This window comes from Amycolatopsis echigonensis (assembly GCF_014174495.1).
GTDB lineage: Bacteria > Actinomycetota > Actinomycetes > Mycobacteriales > Pseudonocardiaceae > Amycolatopsis > Amycolatopsis echigonensis.
In genome coordinates this window covers 43,146-68,666 of sequence record NZ_JACJHR010000021.1, presented here as the reverse complement: position 1 = coordinate 68,666, position 25,521 = coordinate 43,146, and the positions used below count along the sequence as shown (strand labels likewise).

The window sequence follows — 25,521 nt, the reverse complement described above, 5'->3', positions numbered from 1 at the left end:
CTGGTCAGGCGAGGATGAGCACGAGGGCGAGCACGGCGACGAAGGCGATCAGCAGGTAGCCGACATAGGCGTCGAGCCGTCCGTTCTGGAGGCGTTTGGCGGTGCGGACGGCGGCGCGCAGCGGGCGCAGCAGCGGCCGGTAGAGGAACTGTTCGACGGCTTCCACGACGTCGGAGGTGTAGCCGAGGTGGGCGCCGGCGGCGTCGGGGCGCGGGTCGTCGTCCCGGCCGCCGCTCTGGCGTTCGACCGTGCGCAGTTCGGCGCGGGTCAGCAGCACGTTCGCCAGGACCTTGCGGGTCGGGTTGGTGAAGGCGAAGGGTTTGTACTGGTTCTCGCCTTCGACCCCGCCGGTCGCCGAACGCCACGCGGGCACCCGGCGGACGGCGAACATGCGGCCCCGCGCGAACACCAGGCACAGGAGTCCGGCCCCGGCCAGCAGCGCCGGCAGCACGACGGCGAGCCAGGACGGGGAGAGGATGGAGAAGCCGGGGAACACCGGTTGCAGCACCCAGGGCCCCTTGATCGCGGACCCGGTGGCGTCGCGGGGCACGATCGGGCCGAGCCCGGCGGCGATGACCCGCACCTGGAGGGGCGCGACGGCGGCGACCGCCAGACAGCCGGCGCCGAGGGCGGTGAGGGCGAGCTTGCCGAGCGGGCCGGTGTCCCGGGCCAGTTCCGCGTCGCGCGGTCCGCGGGGGCCGAGCACGGTGAGCCCGACGATGCGCACGAAAGCGACGGCGGCGAAGCCCGCAGTGAGCGCGACCAGCGCGCCGGTGACGGCGAGCGGCAGGGTGTAGCCGAGCGCGCCAAGCCGGAACTGCTGCATCAGCGCCTCCAACAGGAACCACTCGGACACGAACCCGGCAGTCAGCGGCAGCCCGGCGAGGGTGAGCGCGCCGATCGCCAGCCCCGTGCCGGAGAACCGCAGACGGTGCCCGACGCCGCGCAGGTCGTCGAGTTCGGTCGTGCCGGTCGCGTCCTCGATCCCGGCCGTGGCGGTGAACAACAACGATTTGGCCAGTGCGTGCGCGATCGTTTGCAGGGTGGCGGCGAGCAGCCCGACCGCGATCAGCGGCGGCATCGAGGCGGCGGCGCCGATCATCGCGACCGCGTAGCCGACCGTGATGAGCCCGGCGTTCTCCACGCTGGAGTAGGCGACCACCTCGGCGAGATCGGTTTGCACGGTGGCGTGCGCGATGCCCAGCAGCGCGGTCGCGCCGCCCAGCAGGAGCACGACGACGGCGAGCCAGGGCGGCGGCTGGTGCAGGAGCGCGAGGGTCCGCCAGAGGCCGTAGAACCCGACGTTCACCGCGACTCCGGCCATGACCGCGCGCAACGGTCCCGGTGCGGCGCGGTAGCCGCGCGGCATCCACACGTGCACCGGGACCAGCCCGACCTTGACCGCGAAACCGAGCACCAGCAAGGCGTAGGCCGCGTCGCGGACGCCGGTGTGCGGCAGCGTCGTGAAGCTGGGGAAGGAGAAGCTGCGGCTTTGGGCGGCGAGCAGCAGCAGGCCGACCAGCAGTGCCGCGCCGCTGACCTTGCCGAGTGCGATGGTGACGATCGCCGGTGTCGCGGTGCAGCCGCGCTGGTGGGCGGTCATGAGGTAGAAGGCGACGGTCAGCGTCTCCCAGGCGAACAGGAACACGAACACGTGGTCGGCGGTGACGATGACCGCGATCGACGCGAAGGCGAGCGCATAGGCGCAGCTGAGGCCCCTTGCCCGGACGCGGTGCGGCCGGACCGCCCAGTCCGCGCACGCCAGCGAGACCGGGACGGCGACGGAGAAGCTGATTACGAGGAACAGTGCGGAGAGCCGGTCGACGGTCAGGTCGGCCGCGCCGAAGCCGAGGAACGCGTCGAGGCTCAGCCGGATCGGGTGCCCCGTGAGCCCGGCGGCGCCGACGATGGTCAGCAGGGTCGCGGCCGCGGCGCCGAGCAGATAAGGCAGGGGGCGGGCCCAAGCGTGCCGGACGCCGAGCACCAGATCGGCCAGCAGCGCGAGGCCGAGCAGGCCGAGCGCGGCGATCAGGACGGCCGTCATCGCGTTCGCCTCGTCCCGGTCAGCCGGCCGGTGGCCAGCAGGATCGCGTGCAGCAGCCGGAACGGGCTCGGCGGCGACCCCGGCACCCACACGTCGACCGGGAGCAGGTCGCCGATGCCGCCGGCAGTGGCGTAGGAGGGCGAGACCAGGCCGCCGCTGATCGCGTCGGCGCCCACGGCGATGACCGCAAGCGGACGCGGCAGCGCCTCCAGCGTGCGGGCCAGCGGCGCGGCCATCCCGTGCGTTCCGGCGCCGGTGACGAGCAGGAGGTCGGCGTGGCGGGGGCTGGCGGTGAAGAAGATCCCCAGCCGGTGCACGTCGTAGACCGGGTTGAGCAAGGCGAGTACTTCCCATTCCTCGGCGCCGTCCGAGCCCGCGTCGACGTGTCTGATGTGGACGGACCGGCGGAATGCCCTGGTGCGCCGGGACAACGCGGCACGAAGACGGCGCAGTTCGGCATCGGTCTCGGCCAGTTCGGGCACCACGAGGGCTTCCCGGGAGAGCCGGGCGACGTCGTTGCCGTCCTGCCAGCCGAACCGGTCGGGCCGGGCGGCGACACAGGCACCGCACCCGATGCACCGGCCCTGGTCGAGCCGGACCCGGCCGTGGTCATCCTGGATCGCGCCGGTGGGACACAGCTCGTCCAGCCCCGGGTCCCAGGCCGTTTCGCCGACCGTGCGGGCGATCGAGCGGACGTCGTCGGCGTCGGGCCGCCGGGGGTGTCCGGTCGTGACGATCCCGTCGCGCAAGCCGCGGAAAACCCAAGGCATCTACATCGCCACCCCGGCTATGGAGAGGCCGAAACTGGCCTCGATGAACGGGAAATCGGTCAGGATGTCGCCGTGGAACGCCTGGGAGAACACGGCGAGGTTGTGGAACGACGCTGACCTCGGCGCGCATCGCCGCAGCCGCCCGTCGCGCTCGGCGTCGAGGAAGTACAGCACTTCGCCCTGCGGTGCTTCGGCCCAGCCGACCGCCTGACCGGCGACCGGGCCGACCGGGGCGGCCAGCGTCTCGTCGGGCCGGTCGCCGAGCAGTTCGACGATCTGGGCAAGCAGGTCGAACGACTCGGCGACCTCGTCCCACCGCACCCGCAGCCGGGCCATCGCGTCGCCGTCGCTGCGGCGCGGCCCGGGCGTGCGGCTGAGCTTGGGGTAGGCGTCGTAGGGCCGGTCCCACCGGGTGTCGTCGCCGGTGCCGCCGGCCCGTCCGACCGGGCCGAGCAGACCGTGCTCCAGGGCGAAATCCTCGTCCAGCGGCCCGGTTCCGCGCAGCCGGTCGAGGAACGACGCGGTCTGCATCAACGCCTCGGCGTCGGCGGAGACGGCGCGGCGGAGAGCGTCCATTCGGGACCGGAGGTCTTCGCGGCCGAGCATCGGAAGCGCGCGTACTCCGCCGGGAATCACGACACCGCGGCCGAATCGGTTGCCGCACAACGCGGACACCAGCCGCAGCGTGCGCTCCTTGTGCCAGCCGAAGCGGGCGACGGCGACCGCGAGGCCGGCGGCGTCGGCGAGTTTCATGGCGACGTCGAGGTGGCTGGCGATGCGTTCGAGTTCCGCGTGCAGCGCGCGCACCAGCTGTGCGGTCAGCGGCGGCTGCGCATCGGCGAGTTCCTCGACGGCGTGGCAGAACGCGAGGGCATGCGCGACGGAGGCGATTCCCTCGACCCGTTCGGCCAGCAGAACCGCGTGATTCGGGGCCATTCCTTCGAAGCGCACTTCCAGGCCGCGGTGTTTGAAGTGCGGGCGGACGTTCACGTGCGGGATGTCCTCGCCCGGGGTCTCGACGACGTACTCCACCGATTCGAACACCCCGGAGCGGACGGGACCGTGCGGGAGGCTGAACAGGCCGGTGCCCATCACGTGGCTGGGCAGCGCGCGCTCGTCCGGCTCGACGTGGGACGGGTGGAACGCGGCGCCGGGGCTGGGCAGGGGTTCGTTGTCGTCCGGGTGCGGCAGCACGAGCGGGTCGAGCCGCGGATGGCCCTGCGGGACCACGCCGAACAAGTCATGCAGCTTGCGCTCGTACCAGAACGCGGAGGGAATCCTCGGCGTCAGCGCGGGATAGGCGCCGGTGCCGGGCAGGAGCCGCAGGTCTGCGACGTCGATGCCGCCCGGCCGGGCCAGCAGCACGTGCAGGGTCACGCCTTCGGTGAGGTCGCCGTCGCCGATCAGGGCGGCGAACCGCGCCCCGTCGCCGATCCGGGCGAAGATCTCCTCCCGGCTCATGTCCCGCCTCCCAGCTCGGCCACTCCGCGGGCCAGGAGATCGGCGAAGTCCGCTGGCGGGTGCACGCCGAGCACGATCAGCACCAGCAGCCCGGCCACCATCGGCGCGACCATCCAGGCACTCGGCTCCCCGCGCACCGGCAGCTCGGTGCCGCCGCGGACGAAGAGCATCCGCGTCGTCGCCACCGACAGCCCGAGGAAAGCCAGCGTGACCAGCACGACGAGGACCACGGTGACCGTGTCGTGGGCGCCGGCGAGCCCGCCGGCGACGATCTGGAACTCGCTGCGGAACAGCCCGAACGGCGGCATCGCCGACAACGCCAGTATCGCGAACAGGAACAGCGGCGCCGTCCACGGCAAAGTGTCCAAACAGGACCGGATGGTGCCGGTGTCCTTGGTGCCGTACTTGCGGACCAGCACCCCGGCGCCGAAGAAGGCGTTGCCTTTCGCCGCGGCGTGGGCGACCACGTGCAGCAGGACTCCGGCGAGTGCCAAGGGCGCGCCGAGCCCGATGCCGATCGTGAGGATGCCCATGTGCTCGACGCTGGAGTAGGCCAGCAGCCGTTTGAGGTCGCGTTGCTCCAGCAGGTACAGCGCGGCCAGCAGCAGGGTGAGGACGCCGAACACGAGCAGCACCGTTCGGGGGGAAGCCGGAGCCGAGCGTGCCGGCGGCGACCTGGTAATAGCGCAGCACCGCGTAGAAGCTCACCGCGAGCAGCGAGCCGGACAGCATCGCCGAGACCGGCGTCGGCGCCTCGGAATGCGCGTCCGGCAGCCAGGTGTGCACCGGGAAGAGCCCGACCTTGGTGCCGAACCCGACGACGGCGAGCACGAACGCCAGCTGAACGGCGTTGTGCGGCAAGGTTTTCCCGGCGGTGAGCAGGGGCGCGAACGCGACGTCGTAGGACGAGCCGAGGACGGTGGAGCCGGCGTAGTACATGACAATCGTGGCGAGCAGCCCGATGCCTAGACCGGCGGAGGCGAGCAGCACGTACTTCCACGCGGCTTCGGCGGCGTTGTCGGTGTCGTCCAGCGCCACCAGCAGCGCCGACACGACGGTGGTGATCTCCACCGCGATCCACAGCAGGGCGAGGCCGTCCATGAGCGGCGCGCACATCATCGACCAGGCGAACAGGTTCAGTCCGATGTGGAATCTCCGGGCGTAGCGGGCGAATCCCGGACGGTCGCGTTCGGACTGGAGATAGCCGATCGAGTACACCGCGGTCGCGGCGTAGAGGAAAGTGGTGCCGAGCAGGAACACGACCGACACCGCGTCGGCCCGGAGGATCCCGAACTGCACCGGCCCGCGCACGACCGCGGGCACCAGCACGACGGCGAGGCCGAGGCTAGCCAGCGCGGTGAGCAGGCTCAGCGTCTCGCTCGCCCGGACGCGGGCCGGGAGCGCGCCAAGGGCGGACACCAGCGGGAGAGCGGTCAGCAGGACGAGGACGACCGGCATAGCCTCACCCCCTCAGCTTCGTGAGGTCGCGGGTGGACAGCGATTCCGATCGGCGGTGGTGGACCTGCATGAGCACCCCGAACACGACCACCGCGACCAGCAGGTCGAACAGGAACGCCACCTCGAGGATCAACGGCATCCCGGCAGCGACCACGAGACTGGCCAGGGAAACTCCGTTCTCCAGCGAGAAAAACCCGATCGCCTGCGAGACCACGTCACGGCGCACGATCATCAGCACGAACGCCACCAGGATCACCGCGACCGACAGCGCGAGCGCGGTTTCCGGGAGCGCGGGGCTGGTGACTTGGAAGCGCCCGGTCGCGAAGAACCCGAACGCCGCCACCGCGACCGCCAGCAGCACCTCGCTGGCCACGCCGAGCGCGCCGCTGCCGGCGATCTCGGTGCCCGCCGTGCGCAGCATCCGCAGCACCAGCCACGGCACGACGATCACCTTGAGCGCCAAGGACAACGCCGCCAGGGCGTACAGCTCCGGCACGTCCCGCACGACCGCGACGACCACCGCGAGCAGGGACACCAGCAGCGACTGCGCGGCATACACCCGGACTTGCGCGCGCAGCAACGCGGTCCGCAGCATCGCGAACTCGGTCAGCAGCACCAGCACCGCCAGCCCGTTCGCCACTCCGGCATACACTCCGGGCGGCGCGACGGCGGCGGGGTCCGCGGCCAGGACGTTCATCAGCCGCCTCCGAAGTAGAGGGTGAACACGGCCAGCACCGCGAGCAGGAACGCCGCCGCGACGAACTCGGTGATCTTGAACAGCCGCAGCTTCGCGAACGAGTTGTCGATCACCGCGATCAGGACGCCGAGCACCGCGCATTTGCCCAGCAGCGCCGCGATCGCGAGCGCCACGTTCCCGATCCCGGGCGTGGCGGCCAGCCCCCACGGGGCGATGAACACGTTGATCAGGATGGTGAAGAGGATCAGCTGCTTCATCGCCGATCCCCAGCGCAGCATCGCCAGGTACGGGCCGGAGTGCTCGAACGCCCGGGCTTCCTCGATCATGCCGAACTCGTTGGTCCCGGTGTGCGTTTCTACCGGGATCCTGCCGGTTTCGGCCAGGATCACCAGCAGCAGCGCGGCCGCGGCGAGCAGGTGCGCCGGACGCACGATCTGCTCGGCCGAGGACCGGACGGTTTCGGCCAGCGCGTACGGAAGGTCGGTTCCGGTCACCAGCGCGACGGTGAAGACCACGAACAACACCACCGGTTCGGTGATCGCGCCGAAGGTTTTGGTCCGGCTGGCTCCCAATTGCGCGTAGGGCGAACCGGTTTCGGCAGCGGCCACCGCGACCGCGAAGCTGGCGAGCGCCAGCACGAACCCGCCGCCGAGGATGTCGCCCATGTACCCCAGCGGCAACGGGAACGTGGTGAGCACCGGGATCAGCAGCGGCACGGTCAGGTAGCACGCCATCGCGCCGATCGGGGCGACCAGGAAGACCCAGCTCGCTCCGTTCGGAGCCAGGGATTCCTTGCGGAACAGTTTGCCCAGGTCGTAGTACGGCTGGAGCAAGCGGGTGCCGCGCCGTCCCTGCAGCCGCGATTCCACCCGCGCGATCACGCCGGACACCCCGGGCGCGGCGACCAGCACAGTCAGCGCCTGCGCCAGCTGCACGAGCGGGATCGGCACCGGCGGGTTCACGATCGCTCCCCGAGCCGGGGAGCGAGCTGATGATCGGGGACTGCGGAGCCTTCGGAATCCTCGTCCACCCGGACCTCCTCTACCGGCCTGCCAGCGTGCGAACACGAAGGTGGTGCGGTAGAGGCCATTAGCGGAGGATCCGCGGTTAAGGCGAGCCCCATCGCCTGTGTTCCCAGTGTGACCACCACGGCGACGTCGCGCAAGCCCGTGCGCCGCCGCGGACCCGGATGGGTTCTTGACCGCCGGGTCCCCGAGCGGTTGTACTGGACGCGGCGATGGATCCCGCCGGGGCTCGTGTGTGCCCGAACCGCCTCCGCCGAGGCTGATGGCTTCCTGGCCGATGCTTGCCGCGCCGGACCAGGAGGACCGCTGTGAAGATCACCAAAAGGGCGCTGCGACTGTCGATCTTCCTCGGCGACGGCGACATCTGGCACCACAAGCCGACATACGTGGAAATCGTGCACCGGGCGCACAAGGCCGGTCTCGCGGGCGCGAGCGTCCTGCGCGGCTTCGAGGGTTACGGCGTGTCGTCGCGGATCCACACCCAGCACGTGTTCCGGCTGAGCGAGCACCTGCCGCTGCTGGTGCTGATCGTGGACTCCGAAGAGAAGATCCGGGCGTTCCTGTCCGAATTGGACGACCTCGAAATCAGCGGCCTGATCGTGGTCGACGAAGTGGAAACGATCCGCTACACCGAATCCGCGCCGAAGCAGTCGCATTGGTGGTCCGTGAGCTGACGCGGGTGAAACCCGGCACAGCCCGCGGGCCCGCGGACGCCGGCTCGGCTAGACTGGAGCTGCGGCGGTGGGGCTCGCCGCTTCGGGGTCAGCCCGGAAGAACCGCGGCTCTGCCCGCCGCCAACAGTCCCTGCTTGACCAGTGTCGTGCCCAGGACAAGCAGGAGGCGTGCGTGAGCAATGAGGTCGACGTGACCGACCCGATCGACCCGGATGTCGATCTCCAAGTACCGGCACAGCGCCGGGAACTCTTCCGCACGCACGGATTGGTGCTCGTCCTCATCGCGGTCGGCGGTGGTCTCGGGGCACTGGCCCGCTACGGCCTGGCCACGCTGCTGCCCACTGCGCCCGGCCGCTTCCCGTGGGCCACCTTCGGCACGAACGTCGCCGGCTGCTTCCTGATCGGCGTTCTCATGGTGCTCATCACCGAGGTGTGGCCCGCGCACCGGCTCGTGCGGCCCTTCCTCGGCGTCGGCGTGCTCGGCGGATTCACGACCTTCTCCACCTACGCGGTGGAGACGCGCGGCTTGCTGCAGCCGGACACCGTCGGGCTCGCTTTCGCTTACCTGGCGGGAACTTTGCTCTGCGCGCTGCTCGCGGTGATCGCCGCCGTCTGGCTCACCCGGACCGTGACCAGTCTCGTCCGCCAACCCGAAGAAAGGGTCTGATCATGCAGCTCACGGGATACGCCCTGCGCATGTCGATCTTCATCGGCGAGGACGACGTCCGGCACCACAAGCCGCTGCACCGGGTGATCATCGAACGCGCCCGGGACGCCGGATTGGCCGGCGCCACCGTGCTGCGCGGCTGCGAGGGCTACGGGATCCACGCGATGATCCACACCACCCGGCTGCTGAGCATGTCCGAAGACCTCCCGATCACGATCCTGATCGTCGACCGGGAAGACAAGATCCGCGCGTTCCTGCCCGAACTGGACGAGCTGATCAGCGAGGGCGCCGTCCTGCTGGACGAGGTCGAAGTGCTGAGCACCGACGGAGTCCGCCGCCCATGACCGCCGTGCTCGTGTTCGTCGGCGCGATGGTCGGCGCGCCGCTGCGTTACCTGACCGACCGCACGGTGCAGAACCGGCACGACAGCCTGTTCCCGTGGGGCACGTTCAGCGTCAACCTCGCCGGCTGCCTGATCCTGGGCGGGCTCGCCGGAGCCGGAACCGCGCTGCCCGCACCGCTGCTGGCGCTGATCGGCACCGGCTTCTGCGGCGCCCTCACCACCTACAGCACCTTCAGCTACGAAACGGTGCGGCTGCTGGAGCAAAAACTGTACTTCTACGCCGCGATGAACGTGATCATCAGCGTGATCGCCGGGCTGGGCGCGGCGCTGATCGGATACACCGTCTTGCACGCCCTGGTGGGCTGAACCCGGCAATACGGGTTACCGCTGACCGAGTCTCCTTCCGGGCTCGGCGCCGAACGGATCTCGACCCGGCGGTCATCCGGGCAGCGGACGGCCCAGCAGGCTCAGCGCCGCCCGTCTCGCGGGTGCGGGGCCACAGGAGGCGTAACTGTCGAGCAGATCGCGGTGCGCGCCGACTCCGCCGATGCGGACCAGCGCCTGCAAGACGGCGGTGGCCAGGTACGGGTCGGGTCCTTCGGCGAGCAGCGTGCGCAGCGGGCCGAGAGCACGGTGTTCCTTGCGGGCGCCCAGAATTTCGGCGGCGATGATCCGCCGCTCCGGCAGCGGGTGCCGCAGCGTCCACAGCAGACGGTCGACGTAGTCGAGGTCGGCGGCCACGACGGCACACAGCGGCTCCTTCGCGGGGGAGGCACCCAGCACGGTCGCACTGGTTCATCTGGCAAATCCACGGCATCCGGTCTTCCTCGCGTCGTCCGGCTGGACGGGCGGGACCCTGTGACGAAGTTCGCCGCACCCCGCGCCTGCTTCATACGGCACTCAGCCGCCGGTAGCCCGCGGAGCAGAGCGCACCGCCTCCGCGAAAAATGGCGCGTCCCCCAGGACGAGGCCGCCGAACGGCTCGCGCGCACCAGGCGGTGGCCAGCACCCGGTGGTTCCCCGGAGAGCCCGGTCATCCACGTCGTCGCGGTCGGCGGGCGGGTTGTCGGATGGGTCTGTCGCGAACGGGAAAGCGGACCGTCGTGCGCGCCGGAGGCTCGGTCGCCGAAGCGGACACGTTCGGCGAATCTGTTCGCGTGCTCGCGGGCTTATCATGAGAGGGCTGGCGAAGGAGTCGGGATGTTCGCGAAACGGGCGGTGCCGGTGAGTTCCCTCGACGCGCCGTGCGCTCCGTGGGAGATCCCGGTCGAACGCGACCTCGCCGAGCTCGGCGGCGGCCCGGCGCGGTCCTTCCGGCCGTCGTCCGCGCGGTTTCTCCCGGTGGACGCGGCCGAGGACCTCGCCGATCTCGTCGGCCCGCCGCGCCCGGGCGACCTGCTGGTGCTGCCGTCCGCGACGCGACCGGCGGCCGACGGGCTGGTCTGCGTCCCGGACCAGGTCGTGGGCATGGGCCCGCGCGGGGTGGCGCAGTGGGTGGACGATCTGCCCTACCCCCGCGTGGTGGGCGTGATCCCCTACGCCGAGCTGGTCGCCGCCGAGCACCTGCTGGCGGGCGAACACGGCTGCCTGGTACTGACCGGAGCCCGCACCCAGCTGACGATCCACTACCGCTCGCCCGCGTGGCCCGCTGTCGGCGACCTGCTGACCCGGCTGCGGGCCCACGCGCTCGCGAGCACCGGGGCGTCGACGATGTCCGCCACCGGCGAGCACGTCCAGTGGGAGGAGCTTCCGTACTCGCTGCTGGTCGGCCTCGGCGACCCCCGGCCGCCGCGGTGCCTGTCGGCGGCCGCGGAATCGGTTCGCGGCCGGTGGTGGCGGCACCGGCGGACCCGGCCCGCCGCGCAGGTGGTGCTGACCCGGTACGAATTGGTGGTGCTGCGGCACGTGACCGGCCGGGCGCCGCTGCGGCACGGGGTGAATCTCCTTGCTGTCGCCCGGGAACACATCGCCGGCCTCGACGCGAGCGGCGAAAGGCTGACGGTGCGCACTCCGGCCGGCGAGCACCAGGTCGAACTCAACCCGGCGCTGGCCGAGGCGGCGCAGACGAAGTTCCGTCCGATGCTTCGTGCCTGCGGCGCACGAGGATCAGCAGCGGGACGGCGGCGAGCTGCGCCACGACCGAGAACAGCACCACAATCGTGAGGGACACGCTGAACAGCGCACCGATGGCCGCGCTGCCAGCGAACCACGCGACGCCGTAGACGCCGGTGAACAGACCGTAGGCCGAGGCCCGCCGGTCGGCCGGGACCATCGGGGCCACCGCGGCCGGGATGATCGATTCGTGCACGCCCATTCCCAGCCCCCACAAGCACATGCCGATCAGCGCGGGCCAGAAGCCGCCGAGGAACGCCAGCGGCGCGTAGGCCGCGGCGACCACGGTCAGCGGGATGAGCAGGCCGATCCCGAAGCGGTCGAACAGCCGCCCGAACAGCAGTGATCCCGCGCCGCTGACCGCCATCGCGACGGCGTAGAAGATCGGCGTCAGGTCGGCGGACACGGCGCCTGCCTGCTGGAAGTGGAACGCGATCACGGGAAAGTCGGCGAAGCCCGCCGCGACCAGCGCCGCGGCGGCCAGATACAGCCAGAACCGCCGCGGGAACCCGTGCGCCTGCACCGGGGCCGTCGAGGGCTCCAGGTCCTGCGGGCGCGGGTAGACCAGCCGCGCTACGCCCAGCAGACAGAGCATGATCGCGGCGGGCACGGCGAGGACGGCGAACGCGAGCCGGTAGTCGTGCCGGCTGCTCGCCAGCACCAACGCGATCAGCAGCGGCCCGAACATGGCCCCGAACTGGTCGAGCGCCTCGTGCACGCCGAAACCCCAGCCGTACCCGATCTGCTTCGCGGCATGGGACAGCATCGCGTCCCGCGGCGGATTGCGGATCGCCTTGCCGACCCGTTCGAGGATCACCAGCAGCGCGGCGACCTGCCAGCTTCCGGCCAGTGCCAGCAACGGGACCACCGACATCTGCAACACGTACCCGCTGATCGTGATCGGCCAGTACCGGCCGGTGCGGTCCGCCCCGCGACCGGACACCACCCGCAGCCCGTACCCGAGCAGCTCGCCGAACCCGGTGACCACTGCGATCGCCAGCGCACCGGCCCCGAGCAGCCCGAGGAAAGGCCCGATGACCGCGCGCGACGACTCGTAGGTGAAGTCGGCGAAGAAGCTCATCACGCCGACCATCAGCACGAACTTCAACCCGGCGGACAACCGCCGCCCGCGAGCCTTATCGGCCATACCGCGCCACCGCCTCAAGACGACCGCGTTACGGTAGCAAAGTAACCGCCGTTACGCATCAGCACGCGACGGCACGATCGGGCAGACTGAGCCCGTGCCCGACCAGAAGACGAACGCCCCCCGTGGCTGGCTGCTGCTGATCTACCGGGTCCCGCCGGAACCGACTCGCCTGCGAGCCACGGTGTGGCGCCGCCTCAAAGGACTCGGCGCCGTCTATCTCCAGAACTCCGTCGCCACTCTCCCGGCCGCACCGGCAGCGGAACGCGCGCTGCGGAAGCTGCGCCACGAGATCGTGGAAATGGGCGGAACGGCGCAGCTGCTCACGAGCACCGCGCTCGTCGGGCAGGCGGACATCGTCGCCACCTTCCAGGCCGCTCGCGACGACGAGTACGAGGAAATCGTCGACAAGTGCCAGGACTTCCTGGCCGAAATCGAGAAGGAAACCGCCGCCGAGCACTTCACCTACGCGGAACTCGAGGAGAACGAGGAAGACCTGACCAAGCTGCGGAACTGGCTGGCGAAGGTCACCGAACGGGACGTCCTCGCCGCGCCTGGCCGCGCCGAGACGCTCCGGGCGCTGGAACGGTGTGAGCGGGTGCTCGAGGAGTACGCGGCGAAGGTGTACGCGTCGGACGCCGACGGACACTGATCGGGTCGCCTTGGCGGGTGCCGCGGGCCGTTCTGATGGCATTCAGCCTGGCTCAGCTCTGGCAGCACGTCGTCCTGGCCGGTGCTGCGATCCTGTTGCTGGCGCCCGAAAGCGGAGTCGTCACCGCACTCCGTGCCAGCGCACCAGCAGGGGCGTTGCTCGCGATCGCCGGAATCGCAGTCGTACACCGAGGCACGCGTGCCGCGACCGGCAACAGTTGCGCCATGACTCTTGGCCTGCAAGGCGACGAGCCGATGTCAGGAGGATGACCACGGGCATTGACAGCGAGAGGTGATCAGCACCGTTTGTTGCGATCGGTATCCGCGACGGGCGCGATCTGGTCGACGAGCGGGCCGCCGGTGTCCAGCAGTGCCCGGAGGGTCTCCAGGGGTTCGGGGACGAGGCGGTACCAGCTCCAGGTGCCGCGGCGTTCGCGGGTGAGCAGTCCGGCGGAGACGAGGACGCGCAGGTGGTGGCTGAGGGTGGGCTGCGGCATGGCGAATTCCTCGGCGAGGTCGCAGAAGCAGGCTTCGCCGCCGGGCGAGTAGCGGATGAGGGACACGAGCCGGATGCGCAGCGGGTCGGCGAGGGCTTTGAACAGGGCCGCGGCCTGGTGGGCGTCGGTGTCGGTGACGGCCGCGGCGGGTTCGGCCAGCAGCAGGGTGACCGGGACCGGGGTGCGGTTGTGCCGGTGTTCGCCCGCCATGGGTCCTCCCGTCGGTTCGTGTGCCGTAGTCGACCATACCTGCTGGATTGACAAAGTTCGATGCAATCGAGTTCACTTGGATTGAGAGAAGTCGATCCAAGGGGTGTGGGTGATGGTGCTGCCTGCTGGCGGCTTGCCCGTGCATGACGCGGACGCGCAGGTCGAGCGGATCGTGGACGAGCTGGCGGACCGGTTCCGCGGGACGTTCGAGCGGGAGGCGGTGGCGCGGTTCGTGCGCGAGTCGTACGCGCTGTTGTCGGAGTCGGCGACGGTGCGCACGCATTTGCCGGCGCTGACGGCGCGGTTCGCGCGCGAGCGGCTGCTGGACCGGGGCCGGGCGTCGGGGCTGTTGCGGGTGGAGGTGCCGCAGGTGCTGTTCGTGTGCGTGCACAACGCGGGCCGGTCGCAGATGGCGGCGGCGCTGCTGGACCATCACGCGTTCGGCCGGGTGGCGGTGCGCTCGGCCGGGTCGCGGCCGACGCGGGAGATCCCGGAGACGGTCACCGCGGCGCTGGCGGAGCTGGGCGTGTCGCTGACGTCGGCGTATCCGAAGCCGTTGACCGACGAGGTGGTGCGGGCGGCGGACGTGGTGGTGACGATGGGCTGCGGTGACGCGTGCCCGGTGTTCCCCGGCCGCCGCTATCTGGACTGGGCGGTGCCGGACCCGGACGGGCAGCCGCCGGCGGCGGTGCGGCGCATCCGCGACGATATGGACGCCCGCGTCCGCGGCCTGCTCGACGAGCTGACTCCGTGATTTTTCCGTTGCCGAGAAAGGAATCCTAGTGTCGCGTGTTCCGGAAGTGCTGTTCGTGTGCGTGCACAACGCCGGCCGTTCCCAGATGGCCGCGGCGCTGCTGGCGCACCACGGCCTGGGCCGGGTCGCGGTCCGCTCGGCAGGGTCGGAGCCGGCGGAGCAGGTGAACCCGGCCGCCGCGCGGGCGTTGGCCGAGTGGGGCCTGGACATCACCGCGGAGATCCCGACGAAGCTCTCCACCGCCGACGTCGAGGCGTCGGACGTGGTGATCACGATGGGCTGCGGCGACACCTGTCCGGTGTTTCCGGGCAAGCGCTACCTCGACTGGGCGCTGGACGACCCGGCCGGGAGGGGCGTGGAGGCGGTGCGCCCGATCCGCGACGAGATCGACCGCCGGGTCCGCGGCCTGCTCGCCGAACTGCTCGACGCCTGATTCCTTCACACCTGTTCTGCCGCAAGGAGAATCGTGACACAGACCGCCGACGACACCGCCCCGGCCGATGGCGACGTCCTGCACAAGCTCTCGTTCCTGGACCGGTTCCTGCCGGTGTGGATCATCGTGGCGATGGCCGCCGGGCTCGGCCTGGGCAGCGTCGTGCCCGGCCTGCAGTCCGTGCTGGACGCGGTGAAGATCGGGCAGGTGTCGCTGCCGATCGCGCTCGGGCTGCTGCTGATGATGTACCCGGTGCTGGCGAAGGTCCGCTACGACAAGCTCGACACCGTCACCCGGGACACGCGCACGATGGTGCTGTCGCTGATGCTGAACTGGATCGTCGGCCCGGCGCTGATGTTCGCCCTGGCCTGGCTGCTGCTGCCGGACCTGCCCGAGTACCGCACCGGGCTGATCATCGTCGGGCTCGCCCGCTGCATCGCGATGGTGATCATCTGGAACGACCTGGCCTGCGGCGACCGCGAGGCCGCCGCCGTGCTGGTCGCTTTGAACTCGGTGTTCCAGGTGATCATGTTCGGGGTGCTGGGCTGGTTCTACCTCGAGCTGCTGCCCGGCTGGCTCGGCCTCGACACCACGAGCGTTTCCTTCTCCCCGTGGGAGATCGCGCTGTCGGTGGTCATCTTCCTCGGCATCCCGCTCGTGGCCGGGTATTTGTCGCGGCGCATCGGCGAACGCACCCGCGGCCGCGACTGGTACGAAAGCAAGTTCCTGCCGAAGATCGGGCCGGTCGCGCTGTACGGGCTGCTGTTCACGATCGTGGTGCTGTTCGCGCTGCAGGGCGACAACATCACCTCCCGTCCGCTCGACGTCGCCCGGATCGCCCTGCCCCTGCTGGCCTATTTCGCGCTGATGTGGGGTGGCGGCTACCTGCTCGGCAAAGCGTCGGGCCTGTCCTATGCGCGGACCACGACCTTGGCGTTCACCGCGGCGGGCAACAACTTCGAACTCGCCATCGCCGTCGCGATCGGCGTGTTCGGCGTGACCTCCGGCCAAGCCCTCGCCGGCGTGGTCGGGCCGCTGATCGAGGTCCCGGTGCTGGTCGCGCTCGTGTACGTGAGCCTGTGGCTGCGCAAACGCTGGCGCACCAACGCATCCCGGACGTGAACCGCACCCAGGTAGCAGTGGTCGGCGGCGGGCAGGCCGGGCTCGCCGCTGGGTTCTACCTGCGCCGCGCCGGCCTGGACTTCGTCATCCTCGACGCGCAGCCCGATCCGGGCGGCACGGGTGGGAGTCGCTGAGGCTGTTCTCCCCGGCCCGCTACAGCGCCCTGCCCGGCTGGCCGATGCCGCCCTACCCCGGCGAGGGGTACCCGACCGCGCCGCACGTGGTCGACTACCTCGCCGCCTACGAAAAGCGCTACGCCCTGCCGATCGTGCGCGGCGAGACCGTGACCAGCGTGGTCCGCGACCGCGGCGGGCTGCGGGTCGCCACCGACACGACCTCCTGGGACGCGGCGGCGGTGATCTCCGCGACCGGCACCTGGTGGCGGCCGTTCCTGTCGCTGGTCTCCGGCGAGTTCGGCGGACGGCAGCTGCACACCGTCGACTACGACGGTCCGGCCGCGTTCGCCGGGCAGCGCGTCGTGGTGGTCGGGGGCGGGAACTCCGGCGCGCAGATCGCCGCCGACCTCGCCCCGGTCGCGACGGTGACGTGGGTGACGCGGCGGCCGCCGCGGTTCCTGCCCGACGACGTCGACGGCCGAGCCCTGTTCGACCTGGCCGGCCGCCGCGCCCGCGCGCTCGCCGCCGGCCAGGCCGATCCGGGCGGGGTCGGGAGCCTCGGCGACATCGTCGCCGTGCCGCCGGTCCGCGTCGCCCGCGACGCCGGGCTGCTCACTCACCGGCCGATGTTCGCGCGCCTGGCCGCGGACGGTCCGATGTGGAGCGACGGCAGCCGCCTCTCCGTCGACGCGGTGGTGTGGTGCACCGGGTTCCGGCCCACGCTGGGACACCTCGCCTCGCTAGGGCTGCGTACTGCGGGCGGAGCGATCCGCACCGAGGGAACCCGCGCTGTCGACGAACCGCGGCTGCATCTGCTCGGCTACGGCGACTGGACCGGCCCCGGATCGGCCACTCTCGCCGCCGTCGGCCCGACCGCACGCGCCGCCGTCTCCGAGATCGCCCGGCAGGCCGATCCGGACGGGCGAGCTGGTTCCTGACCTGCCTTGACATCCACCATGCGCGAGCACGGTCGTTTCCGGCGGAACGCGATCAGGTCATCCGTCGTCGCCGCCCGAACTGTCGCGAACCTTCCGGTAGGTCGCAGCGTTGCGCAGGGAAGACCGTCCGGTGTAGGACGCGTAGACCGCGAGCAGGCCGTCTTGCTGCTCGTCCGAGAGGTCGTTGAGGCCCAGCACCATCTGCTCGAACGGGTCGAGGGCAACCCCGGGCACGATCTGCCTGATCTCCGCGTTTAGCAGCATCTCCTCGGGGATGTGCAGCACCTCGCAGATCTTTTCTAGGAGCGATTCGCCGGGACGCTCCCCTCCCATGATCTGCGATATGCGGCCGGGCGTGACGGCAACCTTCTCCGCGAGTTCCTTCTGGGACAAGCCAGCGAGTTCGAGACGGCGGTTGAGCAGTTCGCTGAGCGCCGTAGTCGGCATGCTTAGAAGCTAACTAAACTGCTAAATCGCTGTCAACCTCTCCGCTCGCGGTCTTGCTGAGCGCGTCGACACGGCTACGTCGCCGCCTGCACGGCATTGGCGCTCGCCGCGCTCGCCTGGGCCGGGAGACCGCCCCGGGCCTGACCCGTCGGCCCGGCCGCCGGGAGTGCCTGCGACGATCACGCCATGCCCGACCCGACACCCGCGTCCACCGCGGCGTGCTGCGCACCGCTTGTGCAGGAGCCGCTGTCTGCCGAGGACGCCGGGCAGTTCGCGGCCGGGTTCAGGGCGCTGGCCGATCCGGTGCGGCTGCGGCTGCTGTCGCTGATCTGCGCGGGTGGGGACACCTCGGCCGGGGAGTTGGCAGCGGCGTTCGCGGTGACCGGGCCGACGATCTCGCACCACTTGAAGGTGCTGCGCGAGGCCGGACTGGTCGAGACAGAACGCCGCGGCACCTCGATCCGCTACCGGACCCGCGAGGAAGCCATGTCCGCGTTGTCCGGGCTGCTGGCGGTGCCGCTCAGCTGACCGGCTGGCAGCAGCGCCGCCGGCCTGGTGCCGCGGTGTCGGTTCTACGGCATCGTGGTCAGGGACGGGAGTCTCAGTCCTTCGGGGAAACTGCTTGAGCACGAACTCCGAGCCGTGGAAGGAGAATCACGCTGCGGGCGACGAATCTCGTGGCGGCGGGTGCTCGCTGAGCCAGCGCCGCTCGACGGTCCAGCCCGGATTCATGCTCGCGTATTCGACGATCCAGGTCGGGCCCCCGTGACTGTCTCCGGTCCAGGGCGTCGGCAGCCGTGGCCCGGTCAGCCGCAAGTGCGGGGTCGGGTCGTGGTCACGGTGGCAGAACACCTGGGAGTCGGCGGCGTCGAAGATCATCTGGCTGACGATCTGTCCCGTGCCGCCCTCCATTTTGAACCGGTGGTCGACCCGCTTCCGGGGGTCTTCCTTTCTCGCGCGGTGGCCGGGCAGCAGCAGGAAGCGGTGCGGGTCGAGCGGCAGGATGACGTCGCAGTACGCGGTCGCCAGCAGCTGGTTCTGGGCGTCCTGGGCGTTCAGGACGACGACAGGCACGTCGCCGGTCCACAGGCACAGGTCGCTGAACCCGAGGCCCCACGGCCGATCGAAGATCACCCAGCTCAGCCGGGCGAGCTGTTCTCCCATGAACCGGAGCTGCTCGTCGCGGCCCGCCGCTGACCTGATCGACTGGGGCAGCGCCAGCTGGCCGGTTCCGTCGCCGGCGAGGTGTTGCAGACGTTTCCGCTGGCGGACGGTCCGCACGATCTGCGAGGCGATCCACCACGCCAGCGCGGCACGCTCGTTGGCCGGCAACGGCCACCGGCCCGGCCCGGGCAGTGCGCCCCGGGGGTCTTCGAGCATCGTGTCGAACGCGGGCACCGCCTGCTTTTCGGGTTGCACAGCAGCTTCTCGGCCCGTTCGCCGTAGAAGTCGCCCACCGCGGCGACCTTCCGGATGTTCGATCCGAACGGCTGGTCGAGGCAGTCGATGTTGCGGGTGGAGATGAACCACTCGCGGCTGCCGGGTTTCCGCTGCCAGCCGAACCGCCGCAGGTACATCTGCGGCACGGTGTGGTCGTTGCTCATCGCGCGCCCCTGTTCGTCAGCACCTTCCGCGGCAAGCATGTCATCGAGCACCGACAGGAATCAGTTACCGGAATCGCTCCGGCTGCTGAAGGCCAGGCTCAGCTGACCGGCTGGCAGCACCGCCGCCCGGCCGACACCGGGGTGCCGATCAGCCGGTCGACGAGGTAGGCGGCGTCGCGGCCGACGCCGCGCAGGGTGGCGGAGGCGAAGCTGCGCTGCCACTCCAGCCCGACATAGCCGAGCCCGGGCACGGTCGTGGACAACCCCTTCCTCTGCAACGGGATCCCGTCCCGCAACGCCCCAGTTCCGTCCAGATAGGACAGTCCAGGCCGGAACCCGGTCGCGAGAACGATCGTGTCGGCGGGTTCGCTCGTGCCGTTGGGCCAGTGCACGCTGTCGCCGTCGAGGCGGGTGAACATCGGCCGCCGGTCGGGCCGCCCGGCGGCGACCGCGGCCTGGTAGCGGCCAGGGTCGGCCACGGGTGTCGCGGGCGGGGCGGACAGGAGGTGCCCGACGGGAAGGTGGTCGAGGCCGAGCGTGGCGGTCCACCAGTGCGCGTCGCGGCCGAGCGGGCGTTGCGGGGCGAAGCGGATCGGCGCGCGGGTGGCGAGGGTGACGCGGGCGTGTTCGGCGAGTTCGGCGGCGATCTGCACGGCGGAGTTCCCGGCGCCGACGACGATGACCCGCTGCCCGGCGAACGGCGCGGGGTTGCGGTATTCGCTGGAGTGCAGGACGGTCCCGGCGAACTCGTCGAGTCCGGGCAGGGCCGGGGTGTGGGGGCGGCTGAAGCCTCCGGTGGCGGCGATGAGCGCGGGCGCGGTGAAGGCATCGCCGTGCTCGGTGCGGACGGCGAACCCGTCGCGGTCGCGGGTGACCGTGGTGGCGCGGTGGCGGGTGCGGATGTCGGCGTCGAGTGCGGCGGCGTAGCGGCGCAGGTAGGCGACGACGTCGTCGCGGTGCGGGTAGCGGTCGGGGTCGCCGGGGAAGGGGCAGCCGGGCAGGCTGCTGTAGCGGGCCGGGGAGAACAGGGTGAGGCTGTCGTAGTAGTGCGGCCAGGATCCGACCGGTTCGGGTCCGGCTTCCAGCACGAGCGGCCGCAGGCCCCTCATCAGGAGGGCGTGGGCGGCGGCGAGGCCGGACTGGCCGCCGCCGAGGACGATCGCGTGCGGGTCTTCGGTCATGGCGTGCTCCGGGTCGGGGTGACGGTCAGGGCGAGGACCGCGGCGGCGAGGTTGACCGCGGCGAGGGCGAGGAAGGCGGGGCGGTAGCTGCCGAACGCGGCGGCGAGGGCGGACCCGGCGAACGGGGCGAGCGCCATGGTGACGGTCATCGGGGCGGAGAGCAGGCCGTTGAGGCGGCCGTAGTGCGCCGGGCCCCAGCGGTCGGTGATCGCAGTGGCCTGCAGCAAGGTGAAGACCCCGCGCGCCATCCCCGCCACGACCGAAGCGGCGATCAGCGCGACGGTGGTGGTGAGCAGGCTCAGCAGAACGGTGGTCAGCGACGTCGCGGCGAGGGAGGCGGCGGTGCGGGCGCGGACGCCGGTGCGGCGGGCGAGCGCGGCGTAGCCGAGACGGCCGAGGACTTGCCCGGTGCCGCCGAGGCCGAGCGCGAGCGCGGCGGTGCCGGGACTGATCCCGCGTTCGAGCAGCAGCGGCACCAGGTTCACCACGACGGCGAACACGGAGAACGTCGCCAGGCTGAATGCCGTCACCAGGATCCGGAACCCGCTGCTGCGCGCGATCCGCGCCGGGTCCCCGTGCGCCGCCTCGTGTTGTGGGGGTTCGGCGGGCGGCCACGGCCCGCGCAGCCCGAACCAGTGCCCGGGGATGGTGACCGCGGCGAGGATCGCCAGCAGCACCAGGTAGGTGTGGCGCCAGTCCAGGTACGCGGCCAGCAGCGCGGTCAACGGCGCGAACACGGTGCTGGCCAGCCCGGCCACCAGGGTGAGGGTGGTGAGCGCCGGGACGCGACGCGGGCCGTGCCAGCGGGTCAGCGCGGCGAACGCGGGCGGGTACAGCGTCGCGCTCATCGCCAGCCCGGCCAGCGCCCACGCCGCGATGAACCACGCGAGGTTCTGCGCGGTCGCGACCAGCACCACCGCCGGGACCGCCAGCAGCGACCCGACCGTCATCAGCACGCGCGGGCCGTGCCGGTCCAGCCACCGGCCCACCCCGATTCCGGCGACGGCGGACACCAGTTGCGCGCCGGAGAGGGCGGCGGTCACCGCGGCCGCGGGCCAGCCGGTGTCGCGGCTGATGTCCGGGGCCAGCACGGGGAACGCGTAGTAGAGCACGCCCCAGCTGGTGATCTCGGTGAGACAGAGAACGGCCAGCACTCGGCGCAGCCCGGACACCGGCAGTGCCGCGGACCGCGCCGTCGCCGTGCCGCGCACGCCGCGTCAGTTCCCGGCGCGCGACGGCGCGGCCAGCGTCAGCACCTCCGGCTCCGCCGGACCGCAACACCCGTCCGACGCTGCGGTCGTGCCGGGGTCGTCGAACAGTCCCGCCCCGCCGCACACGCCGGTCTCGGCCAGGACCAGCTCCACCCGGCCCGCGGCCTCGTGGTCGCCCGCGAGTGCGGCGGCGATGCTGCGGACCTGCTCGTAGCCGGTCATCGCCAGGAACGTCGGCGCGCGGCCGTAGCTCTTCATCCCGGCCAGGTAGAACCCGGTCTCCGGGTGCGCGAGTTCCTTCGCGCCGTGCGGGTACACCGTCCCGCACGAATGCACGTTCGGGTCGACCAGCGGCGCCAGCCGCACCGGAGCCTGCAGCGTCGCATCGAGTTCCAGCCGGATCTCCGACAGCCACCCCAGCTCGGGGCGGAACCCGGTCAACGCCACCACTTCGTCCACATCGGACAGCCGCTGCCCGTTCGCCGACCCCAGGCTCAACCGGCCGGTGTCGTCGCGCTCCACGGTCTCGGTGCGGAACCCGGTCACCACCGAGACCAGCCCCGCTTCCACCGCTTCCTTCGCGCGCGTGCCGAGCGCGCCGCGGGCGGGCAGCTGGTCGGCGTCGCCGCCGCCGAACGCGGTGCCGATCCCGCCGCGGCGCAGCACCCAGCTGATCCGCGTCGCCGGGTTTTCCTTCGCCAGCCCGGACAACGCCACCAACGCCGTCAGCGCCGAATGCCCGCTGCCCGCCACCGCGATGTGCTTGCCGGAGTACCGAACCCGCACCTGCGCGTCGCCCAGATTCGGGACCCGGTAGACGATCCGGTCGGCTGCGGCGTGTTCGCCGATCGCGGGCAGGCCCTCGCCGCCCAGCGGGTTCGGGCTTCCCCACGTCCCGGACGCGTCGATCACCGCGGAAGCCAGCAGCCGCTGCTCGCCCGCGGCGGTGCGCACGTGCACGGAGAACGGCTCGTCGTCGCGGCCGCTGTCGACCACCCGGTCCCGGCCCCGCCGCGCGACCCCGACCACCTCGGCGCCGAACCGCACCCGAGACCCCAGCGCCTCGGCCAGCGGCTGCAGGTACCGCTCGGCCCATTCGCGGCCTGTCGGGTACTCCGCGCCGTCCGGACGGACCCACCCGGTCGGCTCCAGCAGACGGCCGCCCGCCGGGTCGACCAGCTCCGACCACGCCGAGAACAACCGGACGTGATGCCACGCCGCTACCGCAGCACCCGCACGCGGCCCGCGTTCCAGCACCAGCGGCTCCAGACCCCGCTCCAGCAGCTGCGCCGCCGCGGCCAGCCCCACCGGGCCCGCCCCCACCACCACGACCGGGTACTCGCTCATCCCACACCCCTGATTCATCGATCGGACTCGATTAACGAGCCAGACTGTATCGAGCGCGATCGATGGATGCAACCATCGACCGCGATCGATATACTGTCCGCATGCCGATCGCGCTGCCCCAGGCCCAAGTGCTGCCGACCGCCGACGCCGCCACCTACGCCGACTGGTTCGCCTGCCTCGCCGAACCCGTCCGCGTCCGGCTGCTGCACGCCGTGTCCACCAGCCCGCGCGGCATCACCGTCGGCGCGCTCACCGAGATCCTCGGCACCAGCCAGTCCACGACGTCGCATCACGTGCGCAAGCTCGCCGACGTCGGGTTCGTGCACCTGGAAAAGGTCGGCACCGCCACCGTCGTCACCGTCAACGAAGCCTGCTGCACCGGGCTCCCGCACGCCGCCGACGCCGTCATGGGCCTGCTCGGCCCCCGCCCCTGCTGCCCCGACGACGTGCCCGCCGACATCACCGTCCGCGCCCTCGAACCCGCGGACTGGACCGCCGTGCGGCGGATCTACGGCGAGGGCATCGCCACCGGCATCGCGACCTTCGACACCGCGGTCCCCGCCCGCAAAGCCCTCGACGCGACGTGGCTGCCCGGGCACCGGTGGGTCGCCGACCGTGACGGACAAGTCGTCGGCTGGGCCGCCGCCAGCCCCGTCTCGAACCGCGACTGCTACTCCGGCGTCGCCGAAACCTCCGTCTACATCGCCGAAGCCCACCGCGGCCGCGGCGTCGGGAAAGCCTTGCTGCGCACACAGGTCATGGCCGCCGACGACGCCGGACTCTGGACCCTGCAAACCTCCATCTTCACCGACAACCGCGCCAGCCTCGCCCTGCACCACTCCGCTGGCTACCGCACCATCGGCGTCCGCGAACGCATCGCCCAACGCGACGGAACCTGGCACGACACCGTCTTCCTCGAACGCCGCAGCCCCGTCAACTGAGCGGCTGGATTTCCCGTCTCGCGAGGCGGACACTGAACGCGTGGACAGGCAGGCCGTTCACGACGAGATGGAGCGTGCTCGCACCGAGTTTCACCGGCTTCTCGACCAGGCGAGCGACGCGGACCTGCGCCGCGCCAGCAACGGGACCCGCTGGACCAACCGCGAACTGCTGTTCCACATGCTGCTCGGCTACCTGATCGTCTGGGCACTGCGGAACCTGGTCGCACTGTTCGACCGGCTCCCTGACAGCGTGGGCAAGCGCTACGCACAGGCCCTGAACGCGGTGACCGTCCCCTTCGATGCCGTGAACTACGTCGGTTCCCGCCTCGGAGGGAACCTCCTGAAACGCCGGGGGATGGCAGCTGTCGCAGACCGCGCGATCGCGCGTCTGCACCAGCGACTCGACCGGGAAACTGAGGCCGCCCTCGCCCGGACGATGCACTTTCCGACCCGCTGGGACCCCTACTTCCGCGACCGCATGTCACTGGCCGACGTCTACCGGTTCCCGACCCGGCACTTCGACCACCACGCACGACAGCTCACGCTGCACTCCGGCTCCGAGTGACCCAGCGGGTGCGCGTGCCGGGCGACGCCGCCATTGTCGCATTCGTCCCCCACGCCGAGGGTCTCCTGGACGCGGCCGCCGTGGTCACCCACGCCGGTCACGGCACAGTGGCCGCGGCCATGCGGCACGCCGTGCCCGTGGCCGGGCTGCCCGAGCACGCCGCCGTCAACCGGCACTGGCCGCACGCCTCGCCGAGCGGGATGCCGGAATCGCGCTCGACGGCGAACCAGCCACACCTGCGGACATCCGCGCCGCCGTCGGCAAAGTGCTGGGGGCAACGGCTTTCGGGACGCAGCCGCCACCGTCGCCGCGGCAATCGCTGCCACGTCCGGTGCGGCCGGAGCAGCCAGCCTGCTCGCCAGTTGAGAGCTGCGGCATGGGGGAAGGCTGTCCGATGGGCAACCAGGATGGTGGGCGGAACGGGAGGGCCGCCCACCATCGCCTCCACAACGACTCGTGCGCCGCGACGGGTTGCGATCCCGCGCAGGATCCGCCCGACACGACGGGGCGCCCAGGGTGCAATGATGCCGATTCCCCTTTTGCCTTTTCAATCAAGAAGCGTGACGTTCTGGGCGACGACGGGTAACCCGCCGCTCCGGCTAGACCAATGTGACTCAGGGTCGAACGCATGTTCGGCTCTGAGTACGGGTTGCCGGGCTGCAGGCGGCCCAGGCTGTGGATACGAGCAGGGTGATTTTGTGGTGGACGAGTGGCCGTCAACCGTTCGGAGAGTGAGTCCGCCGATTCCGGTCTGGGTAGGCGTGCGCAAGCTGCTCGTGCTGTGTACGGAAATCCTCGTCGCACGCAACCGCGCTGGCTTGCGGACCGAGACCGACGGTCCCGGCCTGCTGTTCGAGCGGGCTCGCCGCGAGGACGGAGGAATGCTCAGCTGGGTTACCTACGAGCTCGTCACCGCCGACGACCAATTTTCACGGCCGGTCAGCCACTACGTGCCAGCCCACCTGCTCCGCAGACGAGGGCCTGCCCGTCGTCACCGGTTCGGCGACTACCGGCCGCGGACCCACGGGTAAAACGGTTGGCGGTTGCCGAGTCTCAGCAGCGAAGAGCGTCACTTTTCAGGCCTGCGCTCCGCCCACTCTGCTCGAGGA

At 71.1% G+C, this 25,521-nt stretch carries 30 protein-coding genes, 1 pseudogene and 1 riboswitch; of the genes and pseudogenes, 16 read left to right on the top strand and 15 right to left on the bottom strand.

Annotation, left to right across the window (positions count from 1 at the left end):
* Positions 1-4: 4 nt before the first annotated feature.
* The 5 genes and pseudogenes from H5411_RS16880 to H5411_RS49320 all read right to left on the bottom strand — a co-directional run.
* Complete coding sequence (locus tag H5411_RS16880; RefSeq protein WP_101438004.1) at positions 5-2,044, bottom strand: proton-conducting transporter transmembrane domain-containing protein; 2,040 nt, start codon at positions 2,042-2,044, stop codon at positions 5-7.
* Positions 2,041-2,814, bottom strand: coding sequence for an NADH-quinone oxidoreductase subunit B family protein (locus H5411_RS16875; protein WP_101438005.1), 774 nt, complete (start codon positions 2,812-2,814; stop codon positions 2,041-2,043). The genes H5411_RS16880 and H5411_RS16875 overlap by 4 nt, the downstream gene beginning before the upstream one ends.
* Positions 2,815-4,275 (bottom strand): hydrogenase large subunit, encoded by a 1,461-nt coding sequence (locus H5411_RS47610; RefSeq protein ID WP_183124310.1) that lies wholly within the window; start codon positions 4,273-4,275, stop codon positions 2,815-2,817.
* A complete protein-coding gene (locus H5411_RS48475; protein WP_275291606.1) occupies positions 4,272-4,910 on the bottom strand; it encodes a proton-conducting transporter transmembrane domain-containing protein in 639 nt (212 codons plus the stop codon). The genes H5411_RS47610 and H5411_RS48475 overlap by 4 nt, the downstream gene beginning before the upstream one ends.
* 97 nt (positions 4,911-5,007) lie before the next feature.
* Positions 5,008-5,313, bottom strand: a pseudogene (locus H5411_RS49320) (proton-conducting transporter transmembrane domain-containing protein); the annotation flags it as partial.
* On the opposite strand from H5411_RS49320, the gene H5411_RS47600 reads away from it, so the two are divergent.
* On the top strand, positions 5,237-5,440 hold the full coding sequence (locus H5411_RS47600) for a hypothetical protein (protein ID WP_238608422.1): 204 nt from the start codon (positions 5,237-5,239) through the stop codon (positions 5,438-5,440). The pseudogene H5411_RS49320 and the gene H5411_RS47600 sit on opposite strands and share 77 nt — an antisense overlap.
* A 297-nt stretch (positions 5,441-5,737) precedes the next feature.
* Here the strand turns inward: H5411_RS47600 and H5411_RS16860 are convergent, their stop codons facing one another.
* Together H5411_RS16860 and H5411_RS16855 are read right to left on the bottom strand one after the other, a co-directional pair.
* On the bottom strand, positions 5,738-6,430 hold the full coding sequence (locus tag H5411_RS16860) for a hydrogenase (RefSeq protein WP_183124309.1): 693 nt from the start codon (positions 6,428-6,430) through the stop codon (positions 5,738-5,740).
* Positions 6,430-7,392 carry a respiratory chain complex I subunit 1 family protein gene (locus H5411_RS16855; RefSeq protein ID WP_037359881.1) on the bottom strand — a complete coding sequence of 321 codons (963 nt, stop codon included), beginning with the start codon at positions 7,390-7,392 and terminating at the stop codon, positions 6,430-6,432. Before H5411_RS16855 ends, H5411_RS16860 begins: the two co-directional genes overlap by 1 nt.
* 111 nt (positions 7,393-7,503) lie before the next feature.
* A riboswitch (Fluoride riboswitch) is annotated at positions 7,504-7,566 on the bottom strand.
* 197 nt (positions 7,567-7,763) lie between these two features.
* Here H5411_RS16855 and H5411_RS16850 point away from each other — a divergent pair.
* The 4 genes from H5411_RS16850 to crcB (H5411_RS16835) all read left to right on the top strand — a co-directional run bounded on the left by H5411_RS16850 (position 7,764) and on the right by crcB (H5411_RS16835) (position 9,505).
* Positions 7,764-8,129, top strand: coding sequence for a DUF190 domain-containing protein (locus H5411_RS16850; protein ID WP_037359883.1), 366 nt, complete (start codon positions 7,764-7,766; stop codon positions 8,127-8,129).
* 172 nt (positions 8,130-8,301) lie between these two features.
* Positions 8,302-8,796, top strand: coding sequence for a fluoride efflux transporter CrcB (gene crcB, locus H5411_RS16845; RefSeq protein ID WP_308196523.1), 495 nt, complete (start codon positions 8,302-8,304; stop codon positions 8,794-8,796).
* Between the two features lie 2 nt (positions 8,797-8,798).
* Complete coding sequence (locus H5411_RS16840; RefSeq protein ID WP_037359885.1) at positions 8,799-9,140, top strand: DUF190 domain-containing protein; 342 nt, start codon at positions 8,799-8,801, stop codon at positions 9,138-9,140.
* A complete protein-coding gene (gene crcB / locus H5411_RS16835) occupies positions 9,137-9,505 on the top strand; it encodes a fluoride efflux transporter CrcB (protein WP_037359887.1) in 369 nt (122 codons plus the stop codon). Before H5411_RS16840 ends, crcB (H5411_RS16835) begins: the two co-directional genes overlap by 4 nt.
* Positions 9,506-9,577: 72 nt before the next feature.
* Here the strand turns inward: crcB (H5411_RS16835) and H5411_RS16830 are convergent, their stop codons facing one another.
* Positions 9,578-9,922 carry a HEAT repeat domain-containing protein gene (locus H5411_RS16830; protein WP_101438011.1) on the bottom strand — a complete coding sequence of 115 codons (345 nt, stop codon included), beginning with the start codon at positions 9,920-9,922 and terminating at the stop codon, positions 9,578-9,580.
* A gap of 1,252 nt (positions 9,923-11,174) precedes the next feature.
* Positions 11,175-12,398 carry an MFS transporter gene (locus tag H5411_RS16825; RefSeq protein WP_051165938.1) on the bottom strand — a complete coding sequence of 408 codons (1,224 nt, stop codon included), beginning with the start codon at positions 12,396-12,398 and terminating at the stop codon, positions 11,175-11,177.
* Between the two features lie 94 nt (positions 12,399-12,492).
* Here H5411_RS16825 and H5411_RS16820 point away from each other — a divergent pair, with 94 nt between their 5' ends.
* On the top strand, positions 12,493-13,047 hold the full coding sequence (locus tag H5411_RS16820; RefSeq protein ID WP_037359894.1) for a Chromate resistance protein ChrB: 555 nt from the start codon (positions 12,493-12,495) through the stop codon (positions 13,045-13,047).
* Positions 13,048-13,064: 17 nt separating this feature from the next.
* Entirely contained in the window at positions 13,065-13,316 is a 252-nt protein-coding gene (locus H5411_RS16815) for a hypothetical protein (protein ID WP_143271432.1), read from the top strand.
* Between the two features lie 26 nt (positions 13,317-13,342).
* Here H5411_RS16815 and H5411_RS16810 read toward each other — a convergent pair whose 3' ends face one another.
* Positions 13,343-13,753 carry an ArsR/SmtB family transcription factor gene (locus tag H5411_RS16810; RefSeq protein ID WP_063695767.1) on the bottom strand — a complete coding sequence of 137 codons (411 nt, stop codon included), beginning with the start codon at positions 13,751-13,753 and terminating at the stop codon, positions 13,343-13,345.
* A 112-nt stretch (positions 13,754-13,865) separates the two neighbouring features.
* Between H5411_RS16810 and H5411_RS16805 the strand changes: the two genes are divergently transcribed.
* Genes H5411_RS16805 through H5411_RS16790 form a run of 5 tightly spaced genes read left to right on the top strand, consistent with a single transcriptional unit; the run spans position 13,866 to position 17,116 of the window.
* Positions 13,866-14,507, top strand: coding sequence for an arsenate reductase ArsC (locus H5411_RS16805; protein ID WP_051165952.1), 642 nt, complete (start codon positions 13,866-13,868; stop codon positions 14,505-14,507).
* Between the two features lie 28 nt (positions 14,508-14,535).
* On the top strand, positions 14,536-14,940 hold the full coding sequence (locus tag H5411_RS16800) for an arsenate reductase ArsC (protein ID WP_037359896.1): 405 nt from the start codon (positions 14,536-14,538) through the stop codon (positions 14,938-14,940).
* 33 nt (positions 14,941-14,973) lie between these two features.
* Entirely contained in the window at positions 14,974-16,062 is a 1,089-nt protein-coding gene (gene arsB / locus H5411_RS16795) for an ACR3 family arsenite efflux transporter (protein ID WP_037359899.1), read from the top strand.
* Positions 16,059-16,196, top strand: coding sequence for an FAD-dependent oxidoreductase (locus H5411_RS49780; protein WP_235079086.1), 138 nt, complete (start codon positions 16,059-16,061; stop codon positions 16,194-16,196). The genes arsB and H5411_RS49780 overlap by 4 nt, the downstream gene beginning before the upstream one ends.
* Positions 16,193-17,116 carry an NAD(P)-binding domain-containing protein gene (locus H5411_RS16790; RefSeq protein WP_312878365.1) on the top strand — a complete coding sequence of 308 codons (924 nt, stop codon included), beginning with the start codon at positions 16,193-16,195 and terminating at the stop codon, positions 17,114-17,116. The genes H5411_RS49780 and H5411_RS16790 overlap by 4 nt, the downstream gene beginning before the upstream one ends.
* 57 nt (positions 17,117-17,173) lie before the next feature.
* Here H5411_RS16790 and H5411_RS16785 read toward each other — a convergent pair whose 3' ends face one another.
* A complete protein-coding gene (locus H5411_RS16785; protein ID WP_037359901.1) occupies positions 17,174-17,563 on the bottom strand; it encodes a helix-turn-helix domain-containing protein in 390 nt (129 codons plus the stop codon).
* A 186-nt stretch (positions 17,564-17,749) separates the two neighbouring features.
* On the opposite strand from H5411_RS16785, the gene H5411_RS16780 reads away from it, so the two are divergent.
* Positions 17,750-18,091 (top strand): metalloregulator ArsR/SmtB family transcription factor, encoded by a 342-nt coding sequence (locus tag H5411_RS16780; RefSeq protein ID WP_037359903.1) that lies wholly within the window; start codon positions 17,750-17,752, stop codon positions 18,089-18,091.
* 126 nt (positions 18,092-18,217) lie between these two features.
* Here H5411_RS16780 and H5411_RS16775 read toward each other — a convergent pair whose 3' ends face one another.
* The 4 genes from H5411_RS16775 to H5411_RS16760 all read right to left on the bottom strand — a co-directional run bounded on the left by H5411_RS16775 (position 18,218) and on the right by H5411_RS16760 (position 22,906).
* Positions 18,218-18,982, bottom strand: coding sequence for a DUF4238 domain-containing protein (locus H5411_RS16775; RefSeq protein WP_037359904.1), 765 nt, complete (start codon positions 18,980-18,982; stop codon positions 18,218-18,220).
* Between the two features lie 283 nt (positions 18,983-19,265).
* Entirely contained in the window at positions 19,266-20,348 is a 1,083-nt protein-coding gene (locus H5411_RS16770; protein ID WP_101438012.1) for a flavin-containing monooxygenase, read from the bottom strand.
* Complete coding sequence (locus tag H5411_RS16765) at positions 20,345-21,559, bottom strand: MFS transporter (RefSeq protein ID WP_183124308.1); 1,215 nt, start codon at positions 21,557-21,559, stop codon at positions 20,345-20,347. Before H5411_RS16765 ends, H5411_RS16770 begins: the two co-directional genes overlap by 4 nt.
* Positions 21,560-21,565: 6 nt before the next feature.
* Positions 21,566-22,906 carry an FAD-dependent oxidoreductase gene (locus H5411_RS16760; RefSeq protein ID WP_101438013.1) on the bottom strand — a complete coding sequence of 447 codons (1,341 nt, stop codon included), beginning with the start codon at positions 22,904-22,906 and terminating at the stop codon, positions 21,566-21,568.
* Between the two features lie 101 nt (positions 22,907-23,007).
* Here H5411_RS16760 and H5411_RS16755 point away from each other — a divergent pair, with 101 nt between their 5' ends.
* The 3 genes from H5411_RS16755 to H5411_RS16745 all read left to right on the top strand — a co-directional run bounded on the left by H5411_RS16755 (position 23,008) and on the right by H5411_RS16745 (position 25,443).
* Positions 23,008-23,847, top strand: coding sequence for a helix-turn-helix domain-containing GNAT family N-acetyltransferase (locus H5411_RS16755; RefSeq protein WP_101438014.1), 840 nt, complete (start codon positions 23,008-23,010; stop codon positions 23,845-23,847).
* 40 nt (positions 23,848-23,887) lie between these two features.
* The gene (locus H5411_RS16750) at positions 23,888-24,412 is read left to right on the top strand and encodes a DinB family protein (RefSeq protein ID WP_183124307.1); all 525 of its coding nucleotides are present in this window, start codon (positions 23,888-23,890) and stop codon (positions 24,410-24,412) included.
* A 731-nt stretch (positions 24,413-25,143) separates the two neighbouring features.
* The gene (locus H5411_RS16745) at positions 25,144-25,443 is read left to right on the top strand and encodes a hypothetical protein (protein WP_037359915.1); all 300 of its coding nucleotides are present in this window, start codon (positions 25,144-25,146) and stop codon (positions 25,441-25,443) included.
* The last annotated feature ends 78 nt before the right edge of the window (positions 25,444-25,521 follow it).